Origin of the sequence: Cellulomonas fimi ATCC 484 (assembly GCF_000212695.1) — a bacterium.
Lineage (GTDB): Bacteria > Actinomycetota > Actinomycetes > Actinomycetales > Cellulomonadaceae > Cellulomonas > Cellulomonas fimi.
Genome location: NC_015514.1, coordinates 112,050 through 134,512, shown reverse-complemented (window position 1 = coordinate 134,512; position 22,463 = coordinate 112,050). Strand labels below are relative to the sequence as shown.

The 22,463-nt window shown below is 76.7% G+C and carries 23 protein-coding genes; 5 read left to right on the top strand and 18 right to left on the bottom strand.

Going from position 1 to position 22,463, the window contains the following annotated elements; all coding sequences use genetic code 11:
- The first annotated feature begins 20 nt into the window (after positions 1 to 20).
- Together CELF_RS00600 and CELF_RS00595 are read left to right on the top strand one after the other, a co-directional pair.
- The gene (locus tag CELF_RS00600; protein ID WP_013769299.1) at positions 21 to 875 is read left to right on the top strand and encodes a tryptophan-rich sensory protein; all 855 of its coding nucleotides are present in this window, start codon (positions 21 to 23) and stop codon (positions 873 to 875) included.
- 65 nt (positions 876 to 940) lie between these two features.
- The gene (locus CELF_RS00595; protein ID WP_013769298.1) at positions 941 to 1,561 is read left to right on the top strand and encodes a TetR/AcrR family transcriptional regulator; all 621 of its coding nucleotides are present in this window, start codon (positions 941 to 943) and stop codon (positions 1,559 to 1,561) included.
- A 112-nt stretch (positions 1,562 to 1,673) separates the two neighbouring features.
- Here CELF_RS00595 and CELF_RS00590 read toward each other — a convergent pair whose 3' ends face one another.
- Both CELF_RS00590 and CELF_RS00585 read right to left on the bottom strand, forming a co-directional pair.
- Entirely contained in the window at positions 1,674 to 2,234 is a 561-nt protein-coding gene (locus CELF_RS00590; RefSeq protein ID WP_013769297.1) for a DUF805 domain-containing protein, read from the bottom strand.
- A gap of 140 nt (positions 2,235 to 2,374) precedes the next feature.
- Positions 2,375 to 2,965 (bottom strand): dienelactone hydrolase family protein, encoded by a 591-nt coding sequence (locus CELF_RS00585; RefSeq protein ID WP_013769296.1) that lies wholly within the window; start codon positions 2,963 to 2,965, stop codon positions 2,375 to 2,377.
- A gap of 223 nt (positions 2,966 to 3,188) precedes the next feature.
- Between CELF_RS00585 and CELF_RS00580 the strand changes: the two genes are divergently transcribed.
- Positions 3,189 to 4,028, top strand: a complete 840-nt coding sequence (locus CELF_RS00580) for an aldo/keto reductase (RefSeq protein WP_013769295.1) — start codon at positions 3,189 to 3,191, stop codon at positions 4,026 to 4,028.
- Positions 4,029 to 4,044: 16 nt separating this feature from the next.
- On the opposite strand, the gene CELF_RS00575 is transcribed toward CELF_RS00580, so the two are convergent.
- Both CELF_RS00575 and CELF_RS00570 read right to left on the bottom strand, forming a co-directional pair.
- Positions 4,045 to 4,551: a GyrI-like domain-containing protein gene (locus tag CELF_RS00575; protein ID WP_249363407.1), complete on the bottom strand. Its 507-nt coding sequence runs from the start codon at positions 4,549 to 4,551 to the stop codon at positions 4,045 to 4,047.
- A 40-nt stretch (positions 4,552 to 4,591) separates the two neighbouring features.
- Positions 4,592 to 5,086, bottom strand: coding sequence for an FBP domain-containing protein (locus CELF_RS00570; protein ID WP_013769293.1), 495 nt, complete (start codon positions 5,084 to 5,086; stop codon positions 4,592 to 4,594).
- A 452-nt stretch (positions 5,087 to 5,538) separates the two neighbouring features.
- Here CELF_RS00570 and CELF_RS00565 point away from each other — a divergent pair, with 452 nt between their 5' ends.
- The gene (locus CELF_RS00565) at positions 5,539 to 5,889 is read left to right on the top strand and encodes a hypothetical protein (RefSeq protein ID WP_013769292.1); all 351 of its coding nucleotides are present in this window, start codon (positions 5,539 to 5,541) and stop codon (positions 5,887 to 5,889) included.
- 28 nt (positions 5,890 to 5,917) lie between these two features.
- Here the strand turns inward: CELF_RS00565 and CELF_RS00560 are convergent, their stop codons facing one another.
- The 5 genes from CELF_RS00560 to CELF_RS00540 form a co-directional block, all read right to left on the bottom strand.
- A complete protein-coding gene (locus CELF_RS00560) occupies positions 5,918 to 6,559 on the bottom strand; it encodes an NADPH-dependent F420 reductase (RefSeq protein WP_013769291.1) in 642 nt (213 codons plus the stop codon).
- A gap of 96 nt (positions 6,560 to 6,655) precedes the next feature.
- The gene (locus tag CELF_RS19270) at positions 6,656 to 10,396 is read right to left on the bottom strand and encodes a tetratricopeptide repeat protein (RefSeq protein WP_013769290.1); all 3,741 of its coding nucleotides are present in this window, start codon (positions 10,394 to 10,396) and stop codon (positions 6,656 to 6,658) included.
- 291 nt (positions 10,397 to 10,687) lie between these two features.
- Positions 10,688 to 12,655 (bottom strand): hypothetical protein, encoded by a 1,968-nt coding sequence (locus CELF_RS00550; protein WP_013769289.1) that lies wholly within the window; start codon positions 12,653 to 12,655, stop codon positions 10,688 to 10,690.
- Positions 12,652 to 14,499: an HSP90 family protein gene (locus CELF_RS00545; RefSeq protein WP_013769288.1), complete on the bottom strand. Its 1,848-nt coding sequence runs from the start codon at positions 14,497 to 14,499 to the stop codon at positions 12,652 to 12,654. The genes CELF_RS00550 and CELF_RS00545 overlap by 4 nt, the downstream gene beginning before the upstream one ends.
- 1 nt (position 14,500) lies before the next feature.
- Complete coding sequence (locus CELF_RS00540) at positions 14,501 to 14,986, bottom strand: type III secretion system chaperone family protein (protein ID WP_013769287.1); 486 nt, start codon at positions 14,984 to 14,986, stop codon at positions 14,501 to 14,503.
- Positions 14,987 to 15,135: 149 nt separating this feature from the next.
- Between CELF_RS00540 and CELF_RS00535 the strand changes: the two genes are divergently transcribed.
- Positions 15,136 to 15,594 (top strand): ScoMcrA-related endonuclease, encoded by a 459-nt coding sequence (locus tag CELF_RS00535; protein WP_041553293.1) that lies wholly within the window; start codon positions 15,136 to 15,138, stop codon positions 15,592 to 15,594.
- A gap of 28 nt (positions 15,595 to 15,622) precedes the next feature.
- Here CELF_RS00535 and CELF_RS00530 read toward each other — a convergent pair whose 3' ends face one another.
- The 9 genes from CELF_RS00530 to CELF_RS00490 form a co-directional block, all read right to left on the bottom strand.
- A complete protein-coding gene (locus tag CELF_RS00530) occupies positions 15,623 to 16,786 on the bottom strand; it encodes an FtsX-like permease family protein (protein WP_013769285.1) in 1,164 nt (387 codons plus the stop codon).
- The gene (locus CELF_RS00525) at positions 16,783 to 17,421 is read right to left on the bottom strand and encodes an ABC transporter ATP-binding protein (protein ID WP_013769284.1); all 639 of its coding nucleotides are present in this window, start codon (positions 17,419 to 17,421) and stop codon (positions 16,783 to 16,785) included. Before CELF_RS00525 ends, CELF_RS00530 begins: the two co-directional genes overlap by 4 nt.
- 31 nt (positions 17,422 to 17,452) lie before the next feature.
- Positions 17,453 to 18,559 (bottom strand): peptidoglycan-binding domain-containing protein, encoded by a 1,107-nt coding sequence (locus tag CELF_RS19265; RefSeq protein WP_013769283.1) that lies wholly within the window; start codon positions 18,557 to 18,559, stop codon positions 17,453 to 17,455.
- A complete protein-coding gene (locus CELF_RS00515; protein ID WP_013769282.1) occupies positions 18,559 to 19,125 on the bottom strand; it encodes a hypothetical protein in 567 nt (188 codons plus the stop codon). Before CELF_RS00515 ends, CELF_RS19265 begins: the two co-directional genes overlap by 1 nt.
- A 228-nt stretch (positions 19,126 to 19,353) precedes the next feature.
- Positions 19,354 to 19,635, bottom strand: a complete 282-nt coding sequence (locus CELF_RS00510; protein ID WP_013769281.1) for an isoamylase early set domain-containing protein — start codon at positions 19,633 to 19,635, stop codon at positions 19,354 to 19,356.
- Between the two features lie 125 nt (positions 19,636 to 19,760).
- Positions 19,761 to 20,162 carry an SRPBCC family protein gene (locus tag CELF_RS00505; protein ID WP_013769280.1) on the bottom strand — a complete coding sequence of 134 codons (402 nt, stop codon included), beginning with the start codon at positions 20,160 to 20,162 and terminating at the stop codon, positions 19,761 to 19,763.
- A gap of 35 nt (positions 20,163 to 20,197) precedes the next feature.
- Positions 20,198 to 20,437, bottom strand: a complete 240-nt coding sequence (locus tag CELF_RS00500) for a type II toxin-antitoxin system antitoxin (protein ID WP_041553291.1) — start codon at positions 20,435 to 20,437, stop codon at positions 20,198 to 20,200.
- The gene (locus tag CELF_RS00495; protein WP_013769278.1) at positions 20,434 to 21,396 is read right to left on the bottom strand and encodes an SPFH domain-containing protein; all 963 of its coding nucleotides are present in this window, start codon (positions 21,394 to 21,396) and stop codon (positions 20,434 to 20,436) included. The genes CELF_RS00500 and CELF_RS00495 overlap by 4 nt, the downstream gene beginning before the upstream one ends.
- A gap of 104 nt (positions 21,397 to 21,500) precedes the next feature.
- Positions 21,501 to 22,442 (bottom strand): hypothetical protein, encoded by a 942-nt coding sequence (locus tag CELF_RS00490; protein WP_126297629.1) that lies wholly within the window; start codon positions 22,440 to 22,442, stop codon positions 21,501 to 21,503.
- Positions 22,443 to 22,463: the final 21 nt, after the last annotated feature.

Below are 22,463 nucleotides of genomic sequence, written 5' to 3'. Positions count from 1 at the left end.
CGGGTCGGCAGGGTGGGGTCATGACGTCTGCCACCGCCGGCCCGCTGCCGCTCGCCCCGTCGTCGTCGGACCGGGTCCGGCAGGTCGTCGTCGTGGTCGGCTCGCTCGTCGCCGTGGTCGCGGCGGCGTTCGGGGCGGGGGCGTTCGGGGGCCGGTCGGTCGAGGACGCGGCGGGCGGTGCGCTGTCCGCCGACGCGACGCCGCTCGCGCCCGACACCCCCGCGTTCCGGATCTGGTCCGTCATCTACCTGGGGCTGCTCGTGTACGCCGTCTACCACGCCCTGCCGCGGAACGCCGCGGTCCCCCGGCTGCGGGCGACCGGCTGGTGGGTCCTCGCGTCGATGGTGCTCAACGCGCTGTGGATCGGCGTCGTGCAGCAGGGCTGGATCGTCGCCTCCGTCGCGGTCATCGCGACGCTGCTCGTCGTCCTGTCGGTGCTGCTCGTGCGGCTCGTCGCGACGCCGCCCGACGGGGCCGCGCAGGCGGTCGTCGTCGACGGCACGGTCGGCCTCTACCTGGGCTGGGTGAGCGTCGCGACGCTCGCGAACATCGCGGCGACGCTCGTGGCGGCCGACGTCGGCGGGCTCGGGCTGGGCGCCACCACCTGGTCGGTCGTCGTCCTCGCGCTGGCCGCCGCACTGGCCGTCACCTACGCCGTGTACGCGCGGCACCGCGCGGTGCTGGCGGTCGCGATCGGGCTCGCGCTCGCGTGGGGGCTCGCGTGGATCGCCGTGGGCCGCTCGACGGGGTCGCCGCGGGACGACGTCGTCGCGGTCGCGGCGGGCGTCGCGTCGGCGGTCGCCCTGCTCGCGCCGGTCGTGACGACGACCCTCAGCCGGTCCCGGAGACAGCCCCGGGACCGCACCGCGCGCTGACGACCGTCGGCGCGCACGTCGCACTACGCTGCCGACGAGCGAGGTCATCGGGGCGGGAGGGGTCCATGGCCGCAGTGCTTCGCGCCGACGCACGGCGCAACCGGGACCGCATCGTCGCGGCCGCGACCACCCTGCTGCTCGACGTCGGTCCCGACGTGGCCCTGGAGACGGTCGCGCGGACCGCGGGCGTCGGCATCGGCACGCTCTACCGCCGGTTCGCGGACCGGGACGCGCTCGTGCGGGCGGTCGTCGTGGACGCGCTGGGCGTGGTGCGCGAGGACGTGCGGGCCGCGCACGGGGCGGGCGAGCGACCGTGGGACGCCCTCGTGCGCGTCCTCGCGTGGTCGCCGCACCTGCGGGTCGTGCTGCGCCTGGTCGACGCGGTGCCACCGGCCGAGGCCGCCGCCCTGGGCAGCGACCCCGACGTGCGGGCGTTGCGCGACGAGATCGTCGGCATGGTCGACGACCTGGTCCGCGCGGCGCAGGAGGAGGGCACCCTGCGCGCCGACGTGGCGACCGGCGACGTCGTCCTCCTCGTCTCGGCCGTGAGCCGCGCGCTGCCGCCCGGTGCGGGCGCCGAGAACGCCTATGCGCGGGCGCACGCCCTCGTCCTGGACGGGCTGCACACGCCTGCGGGCCACCCGCTGCCGGGCGCCCCGGTGCGCGTCGACGACCTGTACGCCTGACGCACCGGCACTCCCGGCCGTGCGAGCGGCGAGTCGACCGCACAGGTCGGGGCCGCCGCTCCCCGGCTGTCCGCGCGGACGCGCGAGCCCGTGCGCGTCGGCGCGACGGTCATCAGCGCTGCGGCGGCACCGGGGGCTCGTACGGCGGCAGGCCCGGGGGCGGCGTGGCCGGCAGGTCGGGAGGCGCGGAGAACGGGTCGGGCGCAGCGCCGTAGGAGAACCGCGGGTCGGGCGCCCCGAACCGCAGGTCGGGCGACGCAGGCCCTGCGAACCGCGGGTCGGGGGACGCCGGCGCCGAGAACCGCGGGTCAGGTGCGGAGAACCGCGGGTCCGGTGCGGAGAACCGTGGGTCGGGTGCCCCGAAGGTGCGGCCCACGCCGCGGTCCGCCGCTCCTCCCCCTCCGGCGTGCGCCATGAGCAGCTGCCCGCGGACGCGTCGGAGCTCGGCCTCGACCGGCCACTCCTTCGCGGCGAACAGCACCAGCCCGATGAGGTTCCCGACGGGGACGACGATCAGCAGCATCCACCAGGCGCTGTACCCGGCCTTGTTGAGGATGCGCTTGTACACCCAGATGCCGAGCGCGATCGCGGCCGCGTAGAGCACGACCATCACGACGAGGACGGCGGTGGGGGGCGCGGACGAGCACGTCCCGTAGTACTCGCACTCCGACACCGCTCACCCCTCACCCGCCGCGGGCAGCGCGGCGCGCACCCGTCGCGGGCGGCATCGGCACCTCGGCCGGCGGACCCGACCGTCGCCGGGCGCGGTCACCCGCCCGGGAGGGCCGTGTCACCCGCGCGGGCGTCGGTCGGTCACCCGAGCGGGCGCCCGAGGCGGCCGAGGAGGTCGAGCACCCGCTCCCGGAGCAGGGCGGCGGCGTCCTCGTCGTAGGCGGACAGGCTCGCGTCCATGAACAGGTGCTGGTCGCCGGGGTAGAGGAACAGCTCGCCGTCGGGAACGGCCGCCACGAGCTCGCGTGCGGCGTCGACGTCGCCCTCGCCCACAAACACCGGGTCGCCGTCCATGCCGTGCACCTGGACCGGCACGTGGTCCGGCCAGGGACTGCCGAGGGCCTCGGGCGGCACGCACGAGCCGACGAGCACCGCGCCCAGGACGCCGGGGCGACGCTGCGCGACCGTCTGCGCGGGCATGACGCCCAGCGAGAACCCGACGACGGCCAGCGCCGACGGCAGCCCCTCGACGGCACGCACACCCCGGTCCACGACCTCCTGGAACCCGACCTGCTCGGCGTACGCGACGCCCGCCTCCAGGTCGTCGAACGTCCGCCCGTCGTAGAGGTCGGGCACGTGCACGGTGTGCCCCGCCGCGCGCAGCACCTCCGCGAACGTCTGCACGCCGGGCGTGAGCCCCTGGGCGTGGTGGAACAGCACCACCTCGGTCACGTCGCACCCCTCTCCGTCGGCCGCCTCCCGCCGGACCTGTGCCCGGCCACGGACCCGGCACGACCCTCGCACCGACCGCCCACACCGACCGGCACACCGACCACCGACCCCGGCCGCCGGTACCGGCCCGGCGTGCGGCCCGCCGCCGCGCGCGTTCTGATGGACCGCGACACCGACGCCCGTACGGCAGCCGCGGGCGGCGACCCGCACGACAGGAGCCACCATGACGACGGTCCCCACCCGCACGCTCAACAACGGCGTCGAGATCCCGCAGCTCGGCTTCGGGGTGTTCCAGGTGCCGCCGGAGGACACCAAGGGCGTCGTGCTCGAGGCGTTCGAGGTGGGCTACCGGCACATCGACACCGCGCAGATGTACGGCAACGAGGAGGGCGTCGGTGCGGCGCTCGCCGAGTCGGGCCTCGCCCGCTCCGACGTCTTCGTCACGACGAAGCTCAACAACGGGTACCTGGAGCACGACGCCGCGCTCGACGCGTTCCAGCGTTCGCTCGACGCGCTCGGCACCGACCACGTCGACCTGTTCCTCATCCACTGGCCGCTGCCCACGGTCGCGGACTACGTCGCGCGCTGGCGCACGCTCGAGGAGATCTACGCCTCGGGCCGCGCCCGGTCGATCGGCGTCTCGAACTTCCAGCCGGCGCACCTGCACCGCCTGCGCGACGAGACCACGGTGACGCCCGCCGTGAACCAGATCGAGGTGCACCCGTACCTGCGCAACGACGCGGCCCGCGCCGCCGACGCCGAGCTGGGGATCGTCACCGAGGCGTGGTCGCCCATCGCGCAGGGCAAGGTGCTCGACGACCCCACGCTGCTCCGCATCGCCGAGGCGCACGGCCGCACGCCCGCGCAGGTCACGCTGCGCTGGCACGTGCAGCGCGGCGACGTGGTCTTCCCGAAGTCGGTGACGCGCAGCCGCATGGAGGAGAACTTCGCGCTGTTCGACTTCGAGCTGTCGACGACCGACATGGCGGACATCGACGCCCTCGACCGGGGCGAGCGCACGGGCCCGGACCCCGACACGTTCGCGTACGTGCCGTCGGCCTGACGCCCCGGCCCGGCGGTCAGCGCAGCGGCAGGACGAGCAGCGTCTCGTTGGCCGCCGGGTCGCCGTCCGGGTCGGGGTCGGTCACGTACTCCTCCCAGAAGTCGCCCCGGCCGTCGGTGCCGTCCTGCGCCCGCCGCTCCTCGACCTCCTGCCACGCGGCGCCCAGCCCGTCGTACGGGCCGACGTACAGCGCGACGAGCGCGCGACCGCCCGGCATCTCGACGACCTCGACGCGCCCGGCGAGCGGCCCGGCGTCCAGACCCTCGACGGGGAAGCCCGCGGCGACGTCGACCATGTCGGTCGGCATGCCGTGGTACCAGCCGACCGCCGTCCCGACGACCTGCCCGCCGGCCTCCGCGACCGCCCGCTCCACCTCGCCGTAGGCGGTGTCGTAGAACGCGGAGAGCTCGTCCATCCGCACCTCGCGGCGGACCACCGCGACGGTCCTGGTCGGCTGCTCGCGGACGTCGATCTGCATCGTGACCTCCTGGTCGACCCGCCCCGCGGCGGGCACGGGCCACATCCTGCACCCGTGCCCGCCCGGGGCGGAATCCCGCTCCCGGTCAGGCGTCGCGCAGGATCTCGCGCACGAAGCGCTGCGAGCGCTCGCGCAGCCCCGCGACGCGCCGCTCGACGACACCCGCGGGGTCCTCGCCCGCCTCGACGAGGGTCGGTCGGCGCCGGACGTTGCGGGAGCAGTCGAACCGGGTGCACAGCAGCGTGCCGATCGTGTCGCCCTTGCGCCCGGCGGCGCCGCCGCGTCGCGCGGCGTACAGGGAGACGTCGTCGGTGGCGATGACGTCCTCGCACCACGCGCACACGGCGCGGCGCTGCCGGCCGCCCGTGTCGGGGGCGCGCAGCGCGACGCCGACGGGGGTGCCGTCGACGGGGACGACGACGTAGGCGCGCAGCGGTGCCTTGCGGTCGACCCAGCCGAGGTAGTCGAGCCGGTCCCACGGCTGGGTGTCGAGGTCGGCGGGCAGGGTCAGGCTGGACGCCTCGCGGCGCGAGCAGTTGGCGAAGGACGTACGGATGACGGTCTCGGTCAGGGGGTGCATGAGGGTTCTCGCTCTCGGGACGACGGGGACCGCCCGGACGGCACGCCGCGGGGCGCGCGCGAGGGCGGTGGGGGAAGCGGGTCACCCGGCCGAGGGTGTGCAGCGTCGACGGCGGTGCCGTCGGACGGCCCGTCGGGGGGCCGTCGAGGTGGTGCGGTGCTCGGGCGGGTGTCAGCCGGTGGCTGAGCAGGCCAGGGCGGCCGCCTCGCTTCCTCGCTGCATCGGGTGCGCTCCGTCGTCGGTCGCCGCGCTCCGTCGTGCGCGGCAGGTCGCCGTCGATGGTACGCCGCGCGCGTCACCCGTCGGTGTCGACGTGCCCGGAACCGGCGCGGCCGCGTCGTGCGTCGCGATACCCTCCCGACGCGCGGTACCCGGCGCGGCACGTGCCGCCCGCCGCGCCGACCGGGGTCGCCCGCCCCGGGTGCCGACCGGTGCCGCAGGACAGGAGCCGCATGGCCGAGGCCCAGACCGTCGCCCCGACCGCGGGCTACCCGTGGGTGCGCGTCACCGGCTGGACGGCGCTGCTGCTCGCCGCCGTCTCGGGCGTCGGGGTCCTGGCCGCGGGCGCGTACGTGCTCGACGGCCTCGCCGACCCGTCGTCCTGGGGGCCCCTCGTCGCCGCGTTCCTGCTCCTGTGGTCGTGCGTGCCCGCCGTCCTCGCGCTCCCCGTGGGGATCTGGCAGGCCCGGCGCCGGCTCGGGCCGGCGTGGCGGTCGCGGGCGACGGTGGCGCTCGCCGCACCGGCCCTGCTCGCGGCGCTGGCCGTGCTGGTCGCCGGGGCGGTGCAGAGCCTGCTGCCCTGACCGCACCCGGCGACCGCCCGTCGCGAGGTCAGAGCGTGCGCGTCCCGAGCGCGAGGTTGGCGACGAGCTGCTCGCGGTCCTGCTTCACCCCGTACGCGGGACGGTCTCGCTCGACGCGCCAGGACTCGCTGAGCGGCGAGACGTCGACGGTGTCGAACCCGAGCGCGTCGTACAGGGCGGTCACCAGCTCGACGGCCTCGGGGTGGTCGCTCGACGTCGCGAGCGCGCGCCGGCCGGGGGAGCCCGCCGGGAGTCCGTCCGTCGTGATCTCCGCGGCGACGATGTGGTTGAACGCCTTGACGACCTTCGAGGTCGGCAGGTGCTCCTGCAGCAGGCCCGAGGTCGTCGCCTCGCCACGGTCGAGGGCGTTGATCCGCCCGTCCCGCTCCCAGTAGTAGTTGTTGGTGTCGAGCACGACCTTCCCGGCGAGCGGCTCGACGGGCACGGCGCGCAGCGCGTGCAGCGGCACCGTGACGACGGCGACCTCCGCGGCCGCGGCGGCGTCCGGGGCCGTCGCCGCCCGGGCGCGCGGCCCCAGCTCCTCGACGAGCGACGCGAGCGTCTCCGGTCCGCGCGAGTTCGCGATGACGACGTCGTGGCCCAGCCCGACGAACGCGCGCGCGAGCTGGCTGCCGATGTGTCCTGCTCCGATGATCCCGTAGGTGGTCATGGCCGTACCAAGCGGGTGTCCCGCGGTCGCATTCCCCGCCGGGCGTGCTGTCCAGGTGCTGGTCACGGTCGTCTGCGGCGGTCGCGGCGTCACCGGTCAGGCCGAGCGACGGCGTGGGCGGGCGCCGCGGCGGCGGGCGACGTCCACCGGCTCCCCCGCCTCGAGCGCGTCGGCGGCCTCGTCCCGGCCCGCCTCCCGGTACGCGTCGACGAGGGTCACGCGGCTGCCGGACGTCTGCGGGTCGGCTGGGCCGAGCAGCCGCTCGTCGTCCCGCAGGGCCCGCTCGAGGACGGCGAGCGCGTCGTCCCAGCGGCCCACCTCACGGTAGGCGTCGACGAGCACGACGCGGCTCGCGACGGTGTCCGCGTGGTCCGGCCCGAGCATCCGCTGCCGGTCGACGAACGTCCGCTCCAGCAGGACGACGGCCTCCTCGGTCCGCTCGGCCTCGCGGTACGCGACCGCGAGGTTGCTGCGGCTCGTCAGCGTGTCGGGATGCCCGGGCCCGAGGACCCGCTGCCGGTCCTCGAGCGTGCCCTCGAGGAGCGCGATCGCGTGGTCCAGCCGCCCCGCGTCGTGGTGCACCAGGGCGAGGTCGCCGCGCGTCGCGAGCGTGTCCGGGTGGTCCGTGCCGAGCACGCGCTGCCGGTCGGCGAGCGTGCGCTCGAGCAGGCGCACCGCGTCGCCGTAGCGCTCCGCGTCGCGGTACGCGAGGGCGAGGTAGTTGGCGCTCGTCAGCGCGTCCGGGTGGTCGGGCCCGAGCGCGCGCTGCCGGTCGGCGTGCGTGCTCTCCAGCAGCGGGATCGCCCGGTCCAGCCGCCCGGCGTCCTGGTACGCGAGCGCCAGGACGCCGCGGCAGGCCAGCGTGTCGGCGTGCTGGTAGCCGTGCGTGCGCTCCGCGTCGGCGAGCATCCGCTCCAGCAGCGGCAGCGCCAGGTCGGGCCGGCGCGCGTCGCGGTACGCGAGCGCGAGGTTGCCGCGGCTCGTCAGCGTCACCGGGTGGTCGGGTCCCAGCGCGCGCTCGGCGGTCGCGAGGGTGTCCTCCAGCAGCGGCAGCGTGCGGTCCGGGCGGCGGACGTCGCGGTACGCGGGCGCGAGGTCGTTGCGGCTCGTCAGCGTGTCGGGGTGGTCGGGGCCGAGCACGCGCTCGCGGTCCGCGAGGGCGCGCTCGAGCAGCGGCAGCGCACGGTCCGCGCGCCGGTCCAGCCAGTGCGTCAGGCCGAGGTCGCGGCAGGCCGCGAGCGTCGCCGGGTGGTCCGGGCCCAGCACCCGCTCGGCGTCGTCCAGACCGCGCACCAGCAGGGGAAGGGCCTCGTCGAGCAGCCCCGCGTCGCGGTACGCGAGCGCGAGGTTGCTGCGGCTCGTCAACGTGTCGGGGTGGTCGGCGCCCAGGCGACGGCGCGACGCGGACAGGTTGCGCTGCAGCATCTCCAGCGCACGCTCGACGAGACCCGCGTCCCGGTACGCCATCGCCAGGTTGTTGCGGCTCGTGAGCGTCGCCGGGTGCGCGGCGCCCAGCACCCGCTCGGCGTCCTCGAGCGTGCCGACCAGCAGCGGCACCGCGCGGTCGAGCCGCCCGTCCTCACGGTGCGCGAGCGCGAGGTTGTTCCGCGCCGTGAGCGTGTCGAGGTGCTCCGCGCCCAGCGTGCGCGTCGCGTCCTCGACCAGCCGCTCCCAGTGCACGACCGCCTCGTGCGGCAGGCCGGCGCGGGACAGGCTCGCGCCGACCTCCCAGAGCACCGGGTGGCCCTCGGGGTCCCACAGCGCACCCCGCACGTCGAGGGCCGCGACCGTCGACGCGCACGTCCGGAACACCGGCTCCGCGGTGGCGCCGGGCCCCCCGTCGCGCGGCCAGGCCTCCGCGAGCGCCTCCGCGGCCGTCCGCAGCGCGGTGTCGAGCGTCGCCGCGTCGAGCTGCGCGCGCACCACCTCCTGCACGAGCGGGTGGACCCGGGCGAGCGTCGCACCGTCGACGGAGTCGTCGGCCAGCGACGCCAGACCGACCCGGCACAGGTGCGCGAGCGCCTCGCGCAGCTCCGCGGGCGTGATGCCGTGCCCGGGCGTGATCCACCGCCGCCACGAGCGCGGGCGCACGAGGGACTCGACCCCCTCCCCCACCGCGGCCGTCGCGAGCACCGCGAGCGGGAACGTCGGGCCGAGCACGCTCACGAGGATGAGGACGAGCTGCGCTAGTCCCTGCGGGTGCCGGGCGTCGGCGTCGTCCACCGCCAGCGTCGTCACCGCGAGGACCGTCGCCGCCACGTCGGCGCCCGCGTCGTCGGGCAGCGCGAGCTCCTGGCGCCGCTCCGCGAGCCGCTCCGCGTACTCGCCCGCACCGCCCCCGGTGTCCCGCAGGTCGGCGACGGCGACCGCGAGCGCGAGCGGCAGCCGCCCCAGGTCGTCCGCGAGGCGCGCCACGTCGGCGGGCGGCGTGCCCGGGAGCCGGGCCTCCACGTAGGCCTCCGCCTGCGAGCTCGACAGCCGGTCGACGGCGACGACGCGACCGCCCGTGCGCGGCAGCACGTCGTTGCGCTCGCTCGTGACCACGACCTGCCCCGTCGCTCCGCGCGGCCACAGCTCGTGCACGAGGCTCGGGTCGGGGACGGCGTCGAGCACGACGAGCCACCGCCGTCGCGTCGACGCGAGCCAGGCGAGGAACGCCTGCGCGGCCTCCGCGTCGGCGCCGCCCACGGTCGTCGGGTGGACCACCCGGTCCGCCGCTGCGAGGCCGGCCAGGACGTCCGAACGGCTGCCGCCCTCCACCCAGACGAGCAGGTCGAGCGCGCCCGCGGTCCACGCCGCGTGCGCGTGCGCCGCCGCCGCCGCGGTCGTGCCGTACCCCGGCGGCCCGCACAGCAGGGTCGTCGTCGCGACGTGCAGCGCCTCGCCCGCCGGCCCCCCGAGTGCCGCGGCGACCTCCGCCCGCACCGCGTGCCCGTCCCCGGCCGCCGGCACCGGTCCGACCCGCACCGGCCACCGGACGTCGGCGCGCGCGTCCTGCTCGCGGCGCCGCCTCAGCTGGCCCGGGGTCGCGGCGGCGCGCGCCCACGCGCCCGGTCCCGCGTCGGCCGTGACCCACGCGACGAGGTCCGCCTGGTCGGCGAAGCGCCGCGCGGGCACCACCTGCAGCCCCGGGCCCTGCGGCCGGGTGGCCGCCTCGTCGTTGCTCAGCAGCCCGACCAGCACGTCCTCGGCGACGAGCGCCCCGCCCGTGCACCCCGCCCACGACCCCCCGGGCGGCCCACCGGGCGGTGCCGTCGCGAGCTCGACCGACCAGGCGCGCGCCCGGGAGCGGGCACCGGGGCGCACGACGATGCCGATCTCGACCGGCGCACCCCGGCCCTCGGCGTCGTCGAGCGGTCGCGCCGCCCCCGCGGCGAACCCCACGGCCGCGCACTCCGTCGCCTCGTCCGGCTCGGCCCACTCGGTGCGCAGGTCCGTCGCGTCGGAGAGCGGTTCGGCGTCCGTGCACAGCAGCAGCGCCGCATCGGCCTGCGGGTGCGTCCAGACGACCGCGAGGCTGCGCACCGTCCCGGCGCCGTCCCCGCCGGTCGCGTCGTCGCCCGCGGGGAGGGTGCGGGCGCGCACGCGTGCCGGGAGGCTCTGCGCCGCCAGCCACTCGGGCGTCACCGGGCCCGCGGGCGGGCGGACGCGGGCCACGGGCAGCGTGCGCCCCAGCACCCGGCGCGTCGTGAGCACCAGGCGCGGTCCCACGACCAGACCCGTGGCGACCGACGTCCCGTCGTCCGACTCGAGGCGCACCACGCGGGCACGCGGGAACGCGGAGGGTCCCGGGACGTCCGGCAGGACGCCCCGCACGGCGACCTCGACGTCCGGCATCACGAGCTCCTCACGCCACCCGCGAGCGGGGGACGGGCCCGCGGCTGTCCGCGGCGGTCGGGGCCGGTGCGGCCCGCGCCCCGTCGCCGCGTCGGGCGAGTGTGGCACGCCGCAACGCCCCGGCACCGCAGCCGCACCCCGACCGGCGCACGGTCGTGGGCCGAACGGGTGCAGCGCGGCCGGGGCGCGTCGGGCATGCCTCGCGAAGCGGTCAGCGGCTCGACGGCTCAGCGGCTCGACGGCTCAGCGGATCGACCGCTCACCGGCTCGACGGCTCGGCGGCTCGACGGGTCAGCGGCTCAGCGCCGCCAGCACCTCCTCGGCGCGCGCGTCCTGACCCGTGCGGCGCAGCAGGGCGACGAGGTCGTCCGCCGCCCGCGCGCGCGTCTGCCGGTCGTGCGCCAGCCCGAACCCCTCGACGGCCGACTCCAGGTGCCACACCGCGTCCTGCGTGCGCCCCTGGCCGTCGAGCAGCCGGCCCGCGAGCCAGAACGCGTGCGCCGCGTCGCCGAGCGCGCCCACGGACGCGTACGCCTCGGCCGCCCGGGCCGCCCGCGTGACCGCCCGCTCGACGAGCGACCCGTCCTCGGCCACGGCGCGGTCGGCCGGGCCGGCGGCGTCCGCGACCGAGGCGAGGACGCGCGCTGCGGCGTCGTCGAGGTCCGCGGCGGCACGGCGCCGCTCGGTCTCCTTGCGCTGCGCGAGCGCGACCCCCTCCGGGGCCACGTCGTCGCCCGCCGCACCGGTCAGCGCCTCGACGAGCGCGTCCGCGGTCTCGACGAGCGCGTCGGCGTGCCCGGACGTCGCCGCCGCCGGGGCCCACGCGACGACCACCGGCGCGACGTCCTGCGGCTCGACGCCCCCGGCGCGCAGCAACGCGACGGACCGCGCGTACAGCACGTGCGCCGTGGCGTCGTCGGCCAGGACCTGAGCGCAGCGCGCCGACTCGGCCCATGCGTAGCCGGCGTCGACGATCCGCCCGGCGTCCTGCGCGCCGGCGGCCGCACGCGCGTACGCCTGTGCGGCCTCCTCGGTCCGGCCGGCCGCGAGCGCCGACTCGGCCGCTGCCAGGTCGTCCACCGGGGCGTCGTCGACCGTGGGGGCACCCGTCGCCGCCGCGTCGGCAGCACCCCCGGCCGGGGCGCGCGTCGGGTCGAGCAGCCCCAGGTCGAGGTCGAGCGGCGTGGGCGCGGGTCGTGCTGCCCGGGCGATCGCGAGCAGGTCCGACTCGCGCGTGGTGCCGTTGCGCCGGTCGAACGCCGCCGCGAGCGGCGCGGCCTCGGCGACCGCCCACGCGTGCAGCTCGGCGACCGTGGCCGCCGGAACGCCTGCGGCCCGCACCGGCAGGTCGCCGTGCGTGGGCAGCATCGCCGCGGTCGCCTCGACGACGTCGACGAGCAGACCCAGCCGCGCCGCGGGGGTCTCGGCCGCGAGGAGCAGCCGCGCGTCCTCCTCGATCGCACGGACCGCGCGCTCCGGCTGCCCGCCACGGCCCAGCAGGACGATCCGCCGCCCCCGGGCGCCCGCCATCTCGCCCTTCGACTCGGCGAGGGTCGCGACGGCGCGCCGGTGCGCGCGGGCGGCGTCCTGCGGCCGGCCGAGGTCGAGGTACGCCAGGGCCAGGTGGGAGAGCATGTCGGCCGGCTCGGTCGCGCACGTCGCGCCCTCCGCGAGGGTCTGCTCGACGAGCCGGACCGTCTCCTCCAGGCGGCCCGTGGCGCGCAGGTGCGACGCGCGGTCGCCCGGGTCGCAGACCTCGCACTGGGAGAACTCGTCGCGCGGGGTCGCGACCCACTCCTGGAAGAGCCGCTCGACGTCGTCGGCGCCGCGGGCGGCGGCCCAGCAGAACCGGCTGTACGCGACCGCGTCGCGGCCGTGCCCGGCGAGCGCGTACCGGCGCTCCATGTCGTCGAGCGTCGCCTCGATCTGCGCCACGGGGACCGTCGGGTAGTCCGCGAGGTCGTTGACCATCCACTTGAAGTACCAGAACAGCGAGTGGCGGTCGATCTCGTCGAACAGCTCGGGGTGCTCGTCCCACCAGCGCACCAGCAGCGTGAACGGCAGGTACGACTTCTCGACCTCGCCCGCCCAGTACATCGAGTCGACCAGCACCGACAGCGCGAACGCCCGCGCGGCGTCGGGCCCCTCCGCCTCGACGAGGCGCACCTGACGCTCGGCGGCCTGCGTGCGGGCCAGGCCGTACGGCATCTCGCGGATGCGCATGAGCTCGCAGTTCACCTCGTCGAGCGTGCGGCTCACCGGGTCTCCTCCTCGTCGTCGCCCGCGCGCAGCCCCGCGTCGAGCAGCACCGTCATGGCGTCGGTCATGGTCGTCGCGTCGCGGGTGCGCAGCGGCTCGCCGGCGAGCAGCACCGCGGTGACGTACAGCGAGCGCACGCCCGCGGCGAACACCTCGGGCCGCGGGCCTCCCGCGAGCAGCCGGCGCACCGTCGCGTTGGCGTCGTTGAGCACGAGCCGCCGTGCGGGCGCGGGCTGCGTCGAGAACCCGGCGAGCACACCACCCCACAGGTCGTCGGCCGCGTCGACGGCCCGCGCGACGTCCCGGCGGTGCTCGTCGTCGCGGTCGTCGAGCAGGACGGCCGGCAGGTCCTGCGGCGCGAACCGCCGCACGACGACCTCCGCGTCGAGGTCGCGGACCGCGGCCGACGCGGCGGTCACCGCGTCGAGCAGCTCGAGCTCCCGCTCGGGCGCGAGCTCGTCGAGCACCTGCGCGACGTCCCGGGCGCGCAGCGGCCGCACGTCCCAGCCCGAGCGCCCGGTCAGCCGCGCCAGCAGGTCGGCGTCGTAGACGTAGCCGGCGTTGACGACGAGGAGCCCCTGGGCGCGCGCGATCGGCGCGACCCGGCGGTACTCCTCCAGGCTCGTGGTGTGCACGACGGCACCCTCGGCGGCGACCTCGGCGAGCGTGCGGGTGCCGTCGCTCGTCTCGAACGGCAGCACCTGCGCGGCGAGGTCGAGCATCTCGTCGTCGACGAGCGCGAGCGACCGGACCGCGAGGTGGTGCGTCGCGACGAGGTCCCGGGACAGGCGCGACGGCGTGCGCAGCGTCCGCACGGTCCAGTCCCGCACCTGCGCCGCGAGCGCGTCGCGGGTCACGAGCAGCGCCTCGTCGTCGTACAGCGCCTCGCGCGACGCCGTGGGCCGCAGCCCGTCCGCGTCGACGACGCAGCGCACGTAGAAGGCCCAGTCCGGCAGCAGGCCGTCGACGCGCTGGCCGACGAGCATCCGCTTGAGGTGCACCCGGTGCCGGCCGTTGCCCGGCGGCACCGCGGCGGGCAGCACGAACGCGACCCCCGTGAGTCCCGTGAGCGGGACGTCGAGGTCGATGCAGGCCAGCGGCGTGAACCCGAGCGCACGCTCGCAGTACGCCACGAGCGCCTGGTCCCGGGCCGCGGCGTCCGGGTACGTGGCCCGCCACGGCAGGTCCGGCTCGGTCACCCGCCGCCAGGCGACGCCCCCGCCGTCGAGCGGCACCTCGACCTGCACGTCCAGGGGCAGGAGCGAGCCGAACTCCGCCGCGAGCGCCGCGACCGTCTCGGGCGCGAGCCAGTGCTCCAGGTCGCGGCGCGGGTGCAGGCGCACGGTCGAGCCGGGCTCGTCCTGCGCTGCACGGTCGGCCGTCGTCAGGTCGTAGGTGCCGTCCGAGTGGCCCACCCAGCGCACGACGGGCGCGTCCGGGTCGGCCGCCGACCGGGACACGAGCTCGATCCGGTCCGACACCATGAACGCGGACAGCAGGCCGATGCCGAACTGCCCGAGGAACTCCGCCCGCCCGACGCCGAGCTCGAGGTCGCGCTTGGAGCTGCGGCCGACGGTCGCGAGCAGCTCGCGCGCCTCGTCCGCGGTCAGCCCGACGCCCGTGTCGGTGACCTCCAGCACCCCACCCTCGACGGCGCGCAGCCGGACCGTGCCCGGCGCCGCGGGGTCCAGCGCGCGCCGCGCGGTCACCGCGTCCACGGCGTTCTGGAGCAGCTCGCGCACGTACACGCGCGGGCCCGAGTACAGGTGGCGGGCCAGCAGGTCGACCACGCCGCGCAGGTCGACCTGGAACGCCTGCGCGGCGTCGTCGGCGGGGTGCGTCACGTCACTCCTGGTCGAACGCGGCCTTGGCGGCGGCGGCCTGCTCCGGGTACGCCTCGTCGAGCCGCTCGAAGAACGCGAGCGCGGTCGAGAACGTCGCCGTCACGTGCAGGTCGATCTGCTCGTCGGTGACCCCGTGCCGGTAGTCCACCGTGTGCTCCGCGTACACGCCGAGCACGTCCTCCTCGACGCGGACGTAGAGCTTGGGCCACAGCCGGTCCGCGTTCCAGTCGTTCACGAGGCGCAGCATCGCGTCGAGCTCCGACACCTCGACGCGGCGGTTCCAGCGGCCCCGGATCTGCAGGAGCTCCTCGCCCTCGCCGAGCCGGAAGAAGAAGAACAGGTGACCGTCCCAGTACCCGCCGATGTCGCCGTCGTCGTCGACGCCGTACCGCATCCCGTTGGCGTCCAGGTAGCCGGTGATGCGCTCGGCGGACAGCGGGGCGAGCACCCCGGCCGGGCCGGAGGCCGGCTTGTTGAAGAATCCCATGGGTCCTCATCGGTCGTGCGGGCAGGTGCCGGACGAGGCTAGCCGAGTCCGATGTGTCCCGTCTGTGCCCTCGTCCGACGCTCACCTGTCCGGCCGCCAGGGACCGCCGTCACCGGGTGCGGGTCGCGGCGCGGCTTAGGCTCGTCGTCGTGGCCACGTTCTCCGCCGTCACCCGCCAGCACGTGCTCCAGGCGATCGCCGAGCACGACTCGCGGGGACCCGACGACTTCCTCGGCGTCTACGGTTTCACCCCGTCGACCAGCACCTTCGAGCACGAGGGACGCACCTACGACGCGCCCGCGGTCGTCGGCGTCGCGCACCGCTACGCGACCGGCCGGCTCGCGACCGCCGACGAGGTGACGACCGGCACGGACGCGATCCTCGCGCTGCTGGTGCGGCGCGGGTTCGACGTCCCGCAGCTCGCCGCTGCGCCCGCGGCCGCCCCCGCCGCCCGCACGCGCGCGCCCCGCGCCGCCAAGCCCGCGACCGCGCGGCCGGCCGCCGCCCGGCGCACACCCGCGCCGGCCGTCCCGGAGCGTGTCGCGCCCGTCTGCCCGACGTGCTCCATGACGCTGCCCGCGACGGGCGTCTGCGACTACTGCAGCTGAGCCCGACGGCCCCGGCCCGCGCGGCAGGTCAGGGCACCCGCAGGATCCGCACCGGGTCCCGGAACGCCGCGAGCAGCGCGGGCGGGACGGCACCGACGAGGCCCATGAGCACGGCGGTCGTCCCGACGCCGGCGGCGAAGGTCCACGGCGGCGTCGCGCCCGTCCACGCCGAGGCGGCTGCGAGACCCGCGACCGTGCCCAGGAGCGCACCGAGGCAGCCGGCCCCGAGCGTCTGCAGGAGCACCAGCGCGACGATCGCGGACCTGCTGGCACCGAGGGCCCGCCGCCGCCCGAGGTCCCGTCGCCGCCCCTGGACGGCACCGAGGACGGTGACGGTGACGAGCACCAGCCCACCCCCGAGCACGCCGAGCATGAGCTGGCGCGACGTCGCCCCGAGCGTCCCCGCGACGGCCTCGCGCAGCCGCAGGGCCCCCTCGGACGACTCGACCTCCACGCGGGACGGGTCACGGACGCGGAGCACGGCGCGCACGTGCTCCGTCACCTCGGGGACGAGCGACGCGTCCGAGACCAGCACGTGCACCTGGCGAAGCGTGCGCGCGTCGGTCGCGTCGGGGGCGGGCCGGTAGAGCACCAGGTCGTCGAGGGACGCGAGCGAGCCCACCGCCTCGAACCGCCCGACGACGCCGACGGTCGCGCGCCCGTCGGTCACGCCGCCCGCGACGTCACCGAGGTGCAGCGCCGCCGCAGCGCCGCGGCCCACCACGGCCTCCCCCGGCGCCGCCGGCGCTCGCCCGTCCGCGAGCCGCACGTCGTCGGGCAGGTCGCCGACGAGCGGGCGCAGCGCCGCGACGCCGGTCCGGCCCGGCAGCGCCGCGTTCGTGCCGTCCGACGCGGGTCCGAGCCCGAACACCCACTCCACGCCGTCGAGCCGTGCGATCTCCGCGACGGAGGACGCGTCGAGGCCCGCCTGCCCCTGCCCGTCGCTGACGGTCACCAGACGCGTCCCGACCGCGTCGATCGACGCGACGACCGCACGCTCCGACGCGGCCGCGCGGCCCGTGGTCAGCAGGACGACGACGCACACGAGGGCGACGACGAGGGCCGTGGTCGCCGTCGTGAGGGGCTGGGCGCGCACGCTGCGCGCCGCGTCGGCGACGACCTGCCCCGCGCGGGGTCGGCCGGGCGGCCGGGCGAGCCGCACCGCACGGACGTCGCGCACGTCGGCGGTCATGCGAGCACCACGCGTGCACCGGCCCGCGCGACGAGGTCCAGGTCGTGCGTCGCGACGACGACGGTCGCGCCCCGGTCGGCGCACGCCCCGAGCGCGGCCCACACCACCTCCGTCGCGTCCCGGTCGAGGTTGCCGGTCGGCTCGTCGCAGAACAGCACGGGCGGGTCGGTGACGAGTGCGCGGCACAGCGCGACGCGCTGCGCCTGGCCGCCCGAGACCTCCCCGGGACGGTGGTCGGCGCGATGACCCACGCCGAGCTCGTCGAGCAGGTCACGCGCCCGGCGCCCCGCGGCGCGCCGGTCGAGGCCCGCGTACAGGGCGGGCTCGAGCACGTTGTCGAGCACGGTGCGCGACGGGTCGAGCATCGCGTCCTGGAAGACGAAGCCGGACAGCGACGCCCGCAGCCGCGCCCGCTCGCCGTCCGCGGCGCGCCCCACGGGCCGCCCGTCCCACACGACGTCGCCCGACGCCGGCCGCAGCAGCAGCGCGAGCAGGTACAGGAGGGTCGACTTGCCGGAGCCGGACGGGCCGCTCAGCGTCGTGACCGCGCCGGGCTCGAGCGCGACGTCGACGTCGGCCAGCACGGGCACCTTCCCGTAGGTGAAGCCGAGACGCTGCGCCCCCACGCGCGTCATCGCACGACCGCCTGACGGGGCGTGCACCCGCTCATCCGGTCGCCCGCGGGGCCGGAGCGGTCGGCTCGTCGTCGCTCGCAGCCGCCGGGTGACCCTCCGCGAACAGGCGGACCTCGTCGCCGACCCGGAGCCCGTCGACGACCGCGCGCGAGCCGTCGGACGCCACCACCTGCACGGAGGCACGCGTCCCGTCCGCCCGGGTCACGAACGTCGAGCCGTCGGCGGCGGACCCGAGCGCGGCGAGCGGCACGGTCGGCCCCGTGCGGGCGGGGGCGACCTCGACCTCGGCGGGGAAGCGCTGCGCCTGCGCCGCGTACGGCACCGCGCACGGCTCGGGGCACGCCGGCCCGCCGTCGGAGCCGCGCAGGTCCAGCACCAGGGTCCCGTCGTCCTCGACCCGCGGCTCCTGCGTGACGGCCACGACCGTCCGGCCGTCGCCCAGGTCGACGGTGACGGGCGTGCCGGGGGCGGGGACACGGCTGCGCTGGTCGGCGGCCAGCCGGACCGTGAGCGTGGGGGTGGGCTCGACGGCCGAGACGGCCGCGTCGCCGGCGCCGACGGACCGGCCGACCGCGACGCCGTCGGCGAGGACCACGCGCGCGGGCAGGCCCGGGACGAACACGACGTCACCGAGCGGGACCTCGCCGGTCACGGGGCGGCCGCTCGCCTTCTGCCACGAGCGGACCGCGGCGGTGGTCGATGCCCGGAACCGCCCGTCCGGCGCCGACCGCAGGTGGCCGAGGTCGGCGAGCAGCTGCTGCAGCTGCCGCACGTCGGGTCCCTCGAGGCCGGACGTGAGCGCCCGGAACGCGGGGACGTCGCCCGCCGCGACCGTGACCGGCACGAGGTCCACGGTGAGCAGCACGTCCCCCTGCTCGAGCACGTCGCCGGGGGCGACGTCGACCGACGTCACCTTGCCCGCCCGGTCGAGCGCGGCGACCGGGTGAGCGGCCCAGACCGCCTCGGCGGAGACGTCGAGGGTCTCCCCCACGGTCCCCTCCACGACCGCGTACGTCGCGGGGGGCAGCTCCCGGTCGGCGACCTGCGGGGGTCGCAGCGTCGCATCCGCCGCCCACCACCCGGCCGCGAGCGCGACGGCCACCGAGAGCACCCACACCCCGACGACGCGTGCCCTCATCAGCGGACCCAGTACTGCGGGCACGCCGCCTGGGCGGCCGCGGACGCGGCGGCGTCGATCGTGCGGTTCTCCTCCATCGTGTACAGGTCGGCGTACGGCTCCCACCAGGTGGCGCTCTCGTCGCCGCCGAGGAACCGCGACGTCTGCTCGACGTACGTCTCGCGCGTCGGTGCGTCCGGCAGCTCCACGCCCTCGCGGCGCAGGCACTCGAGCGTCTCGAGCTGGCGGTCGTACAGCTCCTCGATCTCGTCCGTGGAGAGGGCCACCTCGCTCTCGAGGCCCGACTCGGCGAGGCACGCCCGCGAGTCCTCCATGAAGCGGTTCGCCTCGGTCTCGTCCGTGAAGCCCGTGGTCGTGCCGCCGTCCTCGGTCATGGGTACGGCCCAGCCGCGACCGTCCATGCAGCCCTGCAGCGCGCTGCGCGCCTCTTCCCGCTCACGGTCCTGCTCGGCGAACCACGCCGGCTCCTCCCACGCGGTGTCCGTCGGCTCGGACGACGGCTCCGAGCACCCTCCGAGCACCGCCACGAGCGCGGTCGCCGCGACCACGGTCCTGCGCACCCTCATCGCACCTCCTGCGGACCGATCGGTCAGCCCGTGCAGCAGCAGGTGTCGTAGCGGTAGCCGGAGGTCGTGGAGTGCGCCATGCGTTCTCGGCTCTGCATCTCGTCTCTGAGTGCACGGGAACAGGCGGAAGGGGAGCGCTCCCATGCGCTGCCCCCCGGCTCCCTGCGCGACCGAAGGTAGCGGCGCAGGGGGCCGGTGACAAGAGCGTCGCCGCAGGCCAGCGGCCGATCAGGCGAGGACGACACCGCCGTCCGCGGTGATCTCGTCGGCGTCGGCGTCGTCGAACCAGTGGCCGTGGGCCCCGAGGTAGCGGAAGCGGACGGCGGTGCCCGCCGGCACGGTCACCGACGTGCTCGCCGTGCCGTTCGAGCGGCGGCGCAGGGGGTGCGTGCCCGGCGTCCAGTCGTTGAACGTGCCGACGACGCTGACCGGCCCGTCGAGCGAGGCGGTCGGCAGCGCGAACGTGATCGTGCAGGTGGCGGACGCGACGGAGCGGGACTTCTTCAGCACGGGCGGGACCAGACCTTCCCTCGGGCGACGCGGACGAGCGCATCGTGGCCTGCTGATGTTTCCGGGAGGCGCACCGTCCGGTGAGCAGGACGTGACGCGCGCGTGTCGCCGCGGGCGTCGTGCCGTCAGGAGCGCCCCTCGACGACCTCCTTGAGCCGCGCGAGGTCCGCGCGCACCAGCGCCTCGTCGCGGTCCAGCTCCTCGTCGGTCATGCCCGGCGCCCGCCGCAGCGTGAAGACGACCTCGCACGCGTCGCCGTCGGGGATCGCGCGCAGCGGGACGTGCACCGTCTCCCCCGCCGGCGTCAGCACCTCGTGGTCGAGGACGCCGAGGTCGTTCGGGGGTGCGAACCGCACGCGCGCCCGCCCTCCGGGCGTCTCGACGAACCAGTCGTCGCCCTCGTGCACGACGTCGCTGCCGAGCCCGGAGGCCCACCGCGGCAGGTTCGACGGCTGCGACGCGAACGCGTAGACCTCCGCCGCCGCCCGCTCGACGTGGACGCTGAGGTGCCGCGACTCCCGCTCCATGCCGCCGAGGCTGCCACACGCCGGCGACGCCCGCCCTACGCCGGGTCGTCGCGGGGCGGCCGGCCCGGGCGGCGGGGCGGGGCAGTGCCGCGCGGGAGGCGGCCGGCGTCGTCGAGCGCGCGGCGCAGGAGCAGGTCGACCTGGGCGTTGAGGCTGCGCAGGTCGTCGGCGGCCCACCGGGCGAGCGCGTCGTGCACGGCGGGGTCGAGCCGGAGCAGCACCTGCCGACGCTCCCGCCGCGGGGGCGGGGCGTCGGCAGGCGGCGTGGTGCTCACGCGTACAGGCTGCCGGTGTTGATGACGGGCGTCGCACGGCTCTCGCCGCACAGGACGACGAGCAGGTTGGAGACCATCGCCGCACGCCGCTCCTCGTCGAGGGTGACGATCCCGTCGCGCTCCAGCCGGGCGAGCGCGTCCTCGACCATGGACACCGCACCCTCGACGATCCGCTCGCGCGCCGCGATGATCGCGCCCGCCTGCTGCCGCTGGAGCATCGCCTGGGCGATCTCGGGCGCGTACGCGAGGTTGGAGATGCGGGCCTCGATGACCTCGACGCCGGCGATGACGACGCGCGCGGCGACCTCGGTCGCGATCTCGGCGGAGACGACGTCGGTCGCGCCGCGCAGGGACCGCTCGCCGGCCTCGGCGTCGTCGTAGGGGTGGGACATCGCGACGTGCCGCAGCGCGGACTCCGACTGCACGCGCACGAAGCCCTCGTAGTCCTCGACGGCGAACGTGGCGCGCGCGGTGTCGGTGACCTGCCAGACGACGATGCACGCGATGTTGACGGGGTTGCCGTCGGCGTCGTTGACCTTGAGCTCGCTGGTCTCGAAGTTGCGGACGCGGACGGAGACCTTCTTCTTGGTGGTCAGCGGCACGGTGGCGACGAGGCCGGTGCGCCGGATGGTGCCGAGGTAGCGGCCGAAGAGCTGCACGACCTTGGTCTGCCCGGGGCTGATGACGGTGACGCCGGACGGCAGGAGGACCGCGGCGAGCATGAGCAGGATGCCGATGGCGCCGAGGCCGGGGGCGTCGTCGGCGTCGGCGAGCGCGACGGCGACGACGCCGAGCACGGCGAGCGCGAGGGCGAGGAGCAGGACGAGCAGGGCCAGGGCCGTGCCGCCGGACGGCGCGGCACGCTCCACCACCTCGACGCGTGCCCCCGCGTGGCCGACGGGACGGCCGCTCGGGTCACCGCCGACGGAGTCCTGCGGGGGCGTGGTGGTGTCGGGCATGGGGCTCAGCTCCTCGGGTCGATGCAGCGCCGTCGGCGCGTGCTAGCAATGTGATATCACATTGCACGCACCGCAGGCCAGGCCGTGTCGCACGCACCGGCACGTCAGCCGTCCGACGCCACCCGCTCGCGCGCCGCCCACCACTGCTCGAGGTCCGACCCGTGCTGGTCCCAGAACCGCTGCTCCAGGTCTGCCCGGGTGTCGCGACGGACCTCGTCGAGCCGGCCGGACTCGCGGCAGGAGGCGTCGTCCGTGGCCATCGTGACCTCCTGCTGCGCCAGCGCGTCGAGCGCCGCCGGGTCGACGACGACCGAGCCGTCGTCACGCAGCTCGCCCCCGGCGCGCAGCTGCGTCACGGCGTCGTACGCCGCGGCCTCGGCGTCCTGCGGCGTCGCGACGTCGTACCCGCGCAGCGCCATGCACCTCGACCACGCGTCGAGGGCGGACAGCACGCGCGCGTCGAGCTCCACGGCGAGGTCGATCTCCTCGGCCGCCCGCACCACCTCGGCGAGGTCCGGGTCGTCCTCGACCGCCGTGCGCGCGTCCGACTCGTGCTCCGCCCACCCCGTGCACCCGGCCGTCGTCCAGTCGTAGGCCTGACCGTCCGCACCGGCCGACACGTCCTGACGCCCCAGCAGCGCGGTCCAGTACGCGTCCTGCCCCTCCGGCGAGAGCGCCTGCACGGTCGCCAGGTTCGGGTCGGGTGCCGCCGACGGCTCGTCGCCCCCCTGCGCCGCCAGCAGCACCGACTCGGTGGCAGCCCCGTAGCCGAACCGCTCCGCGAACTCGCGCGAGCCCCACGCCGGGATGCCGTCCGCCGCGCGTTCCCGCACCTCCACGGGGCGCGGGACGTAGTCGAAACCCTCCCGTCGCATGCACGACGCGACGAGCTCCTCGGTCGCGCGGAGCCGCGATGCCGTGTCGCTCTCCGTCCCGTGCAGACGCTCGAGGAACGCCGTCACCGGAGCGGTACCGTCCGACGTCCGCGGCGCCGGCACCTCGTCCGCGTCGGGTGCGCAGGCGGCGAGCAGCAGCACGACGGCCACGACGGGAACCGGCGACGGCAC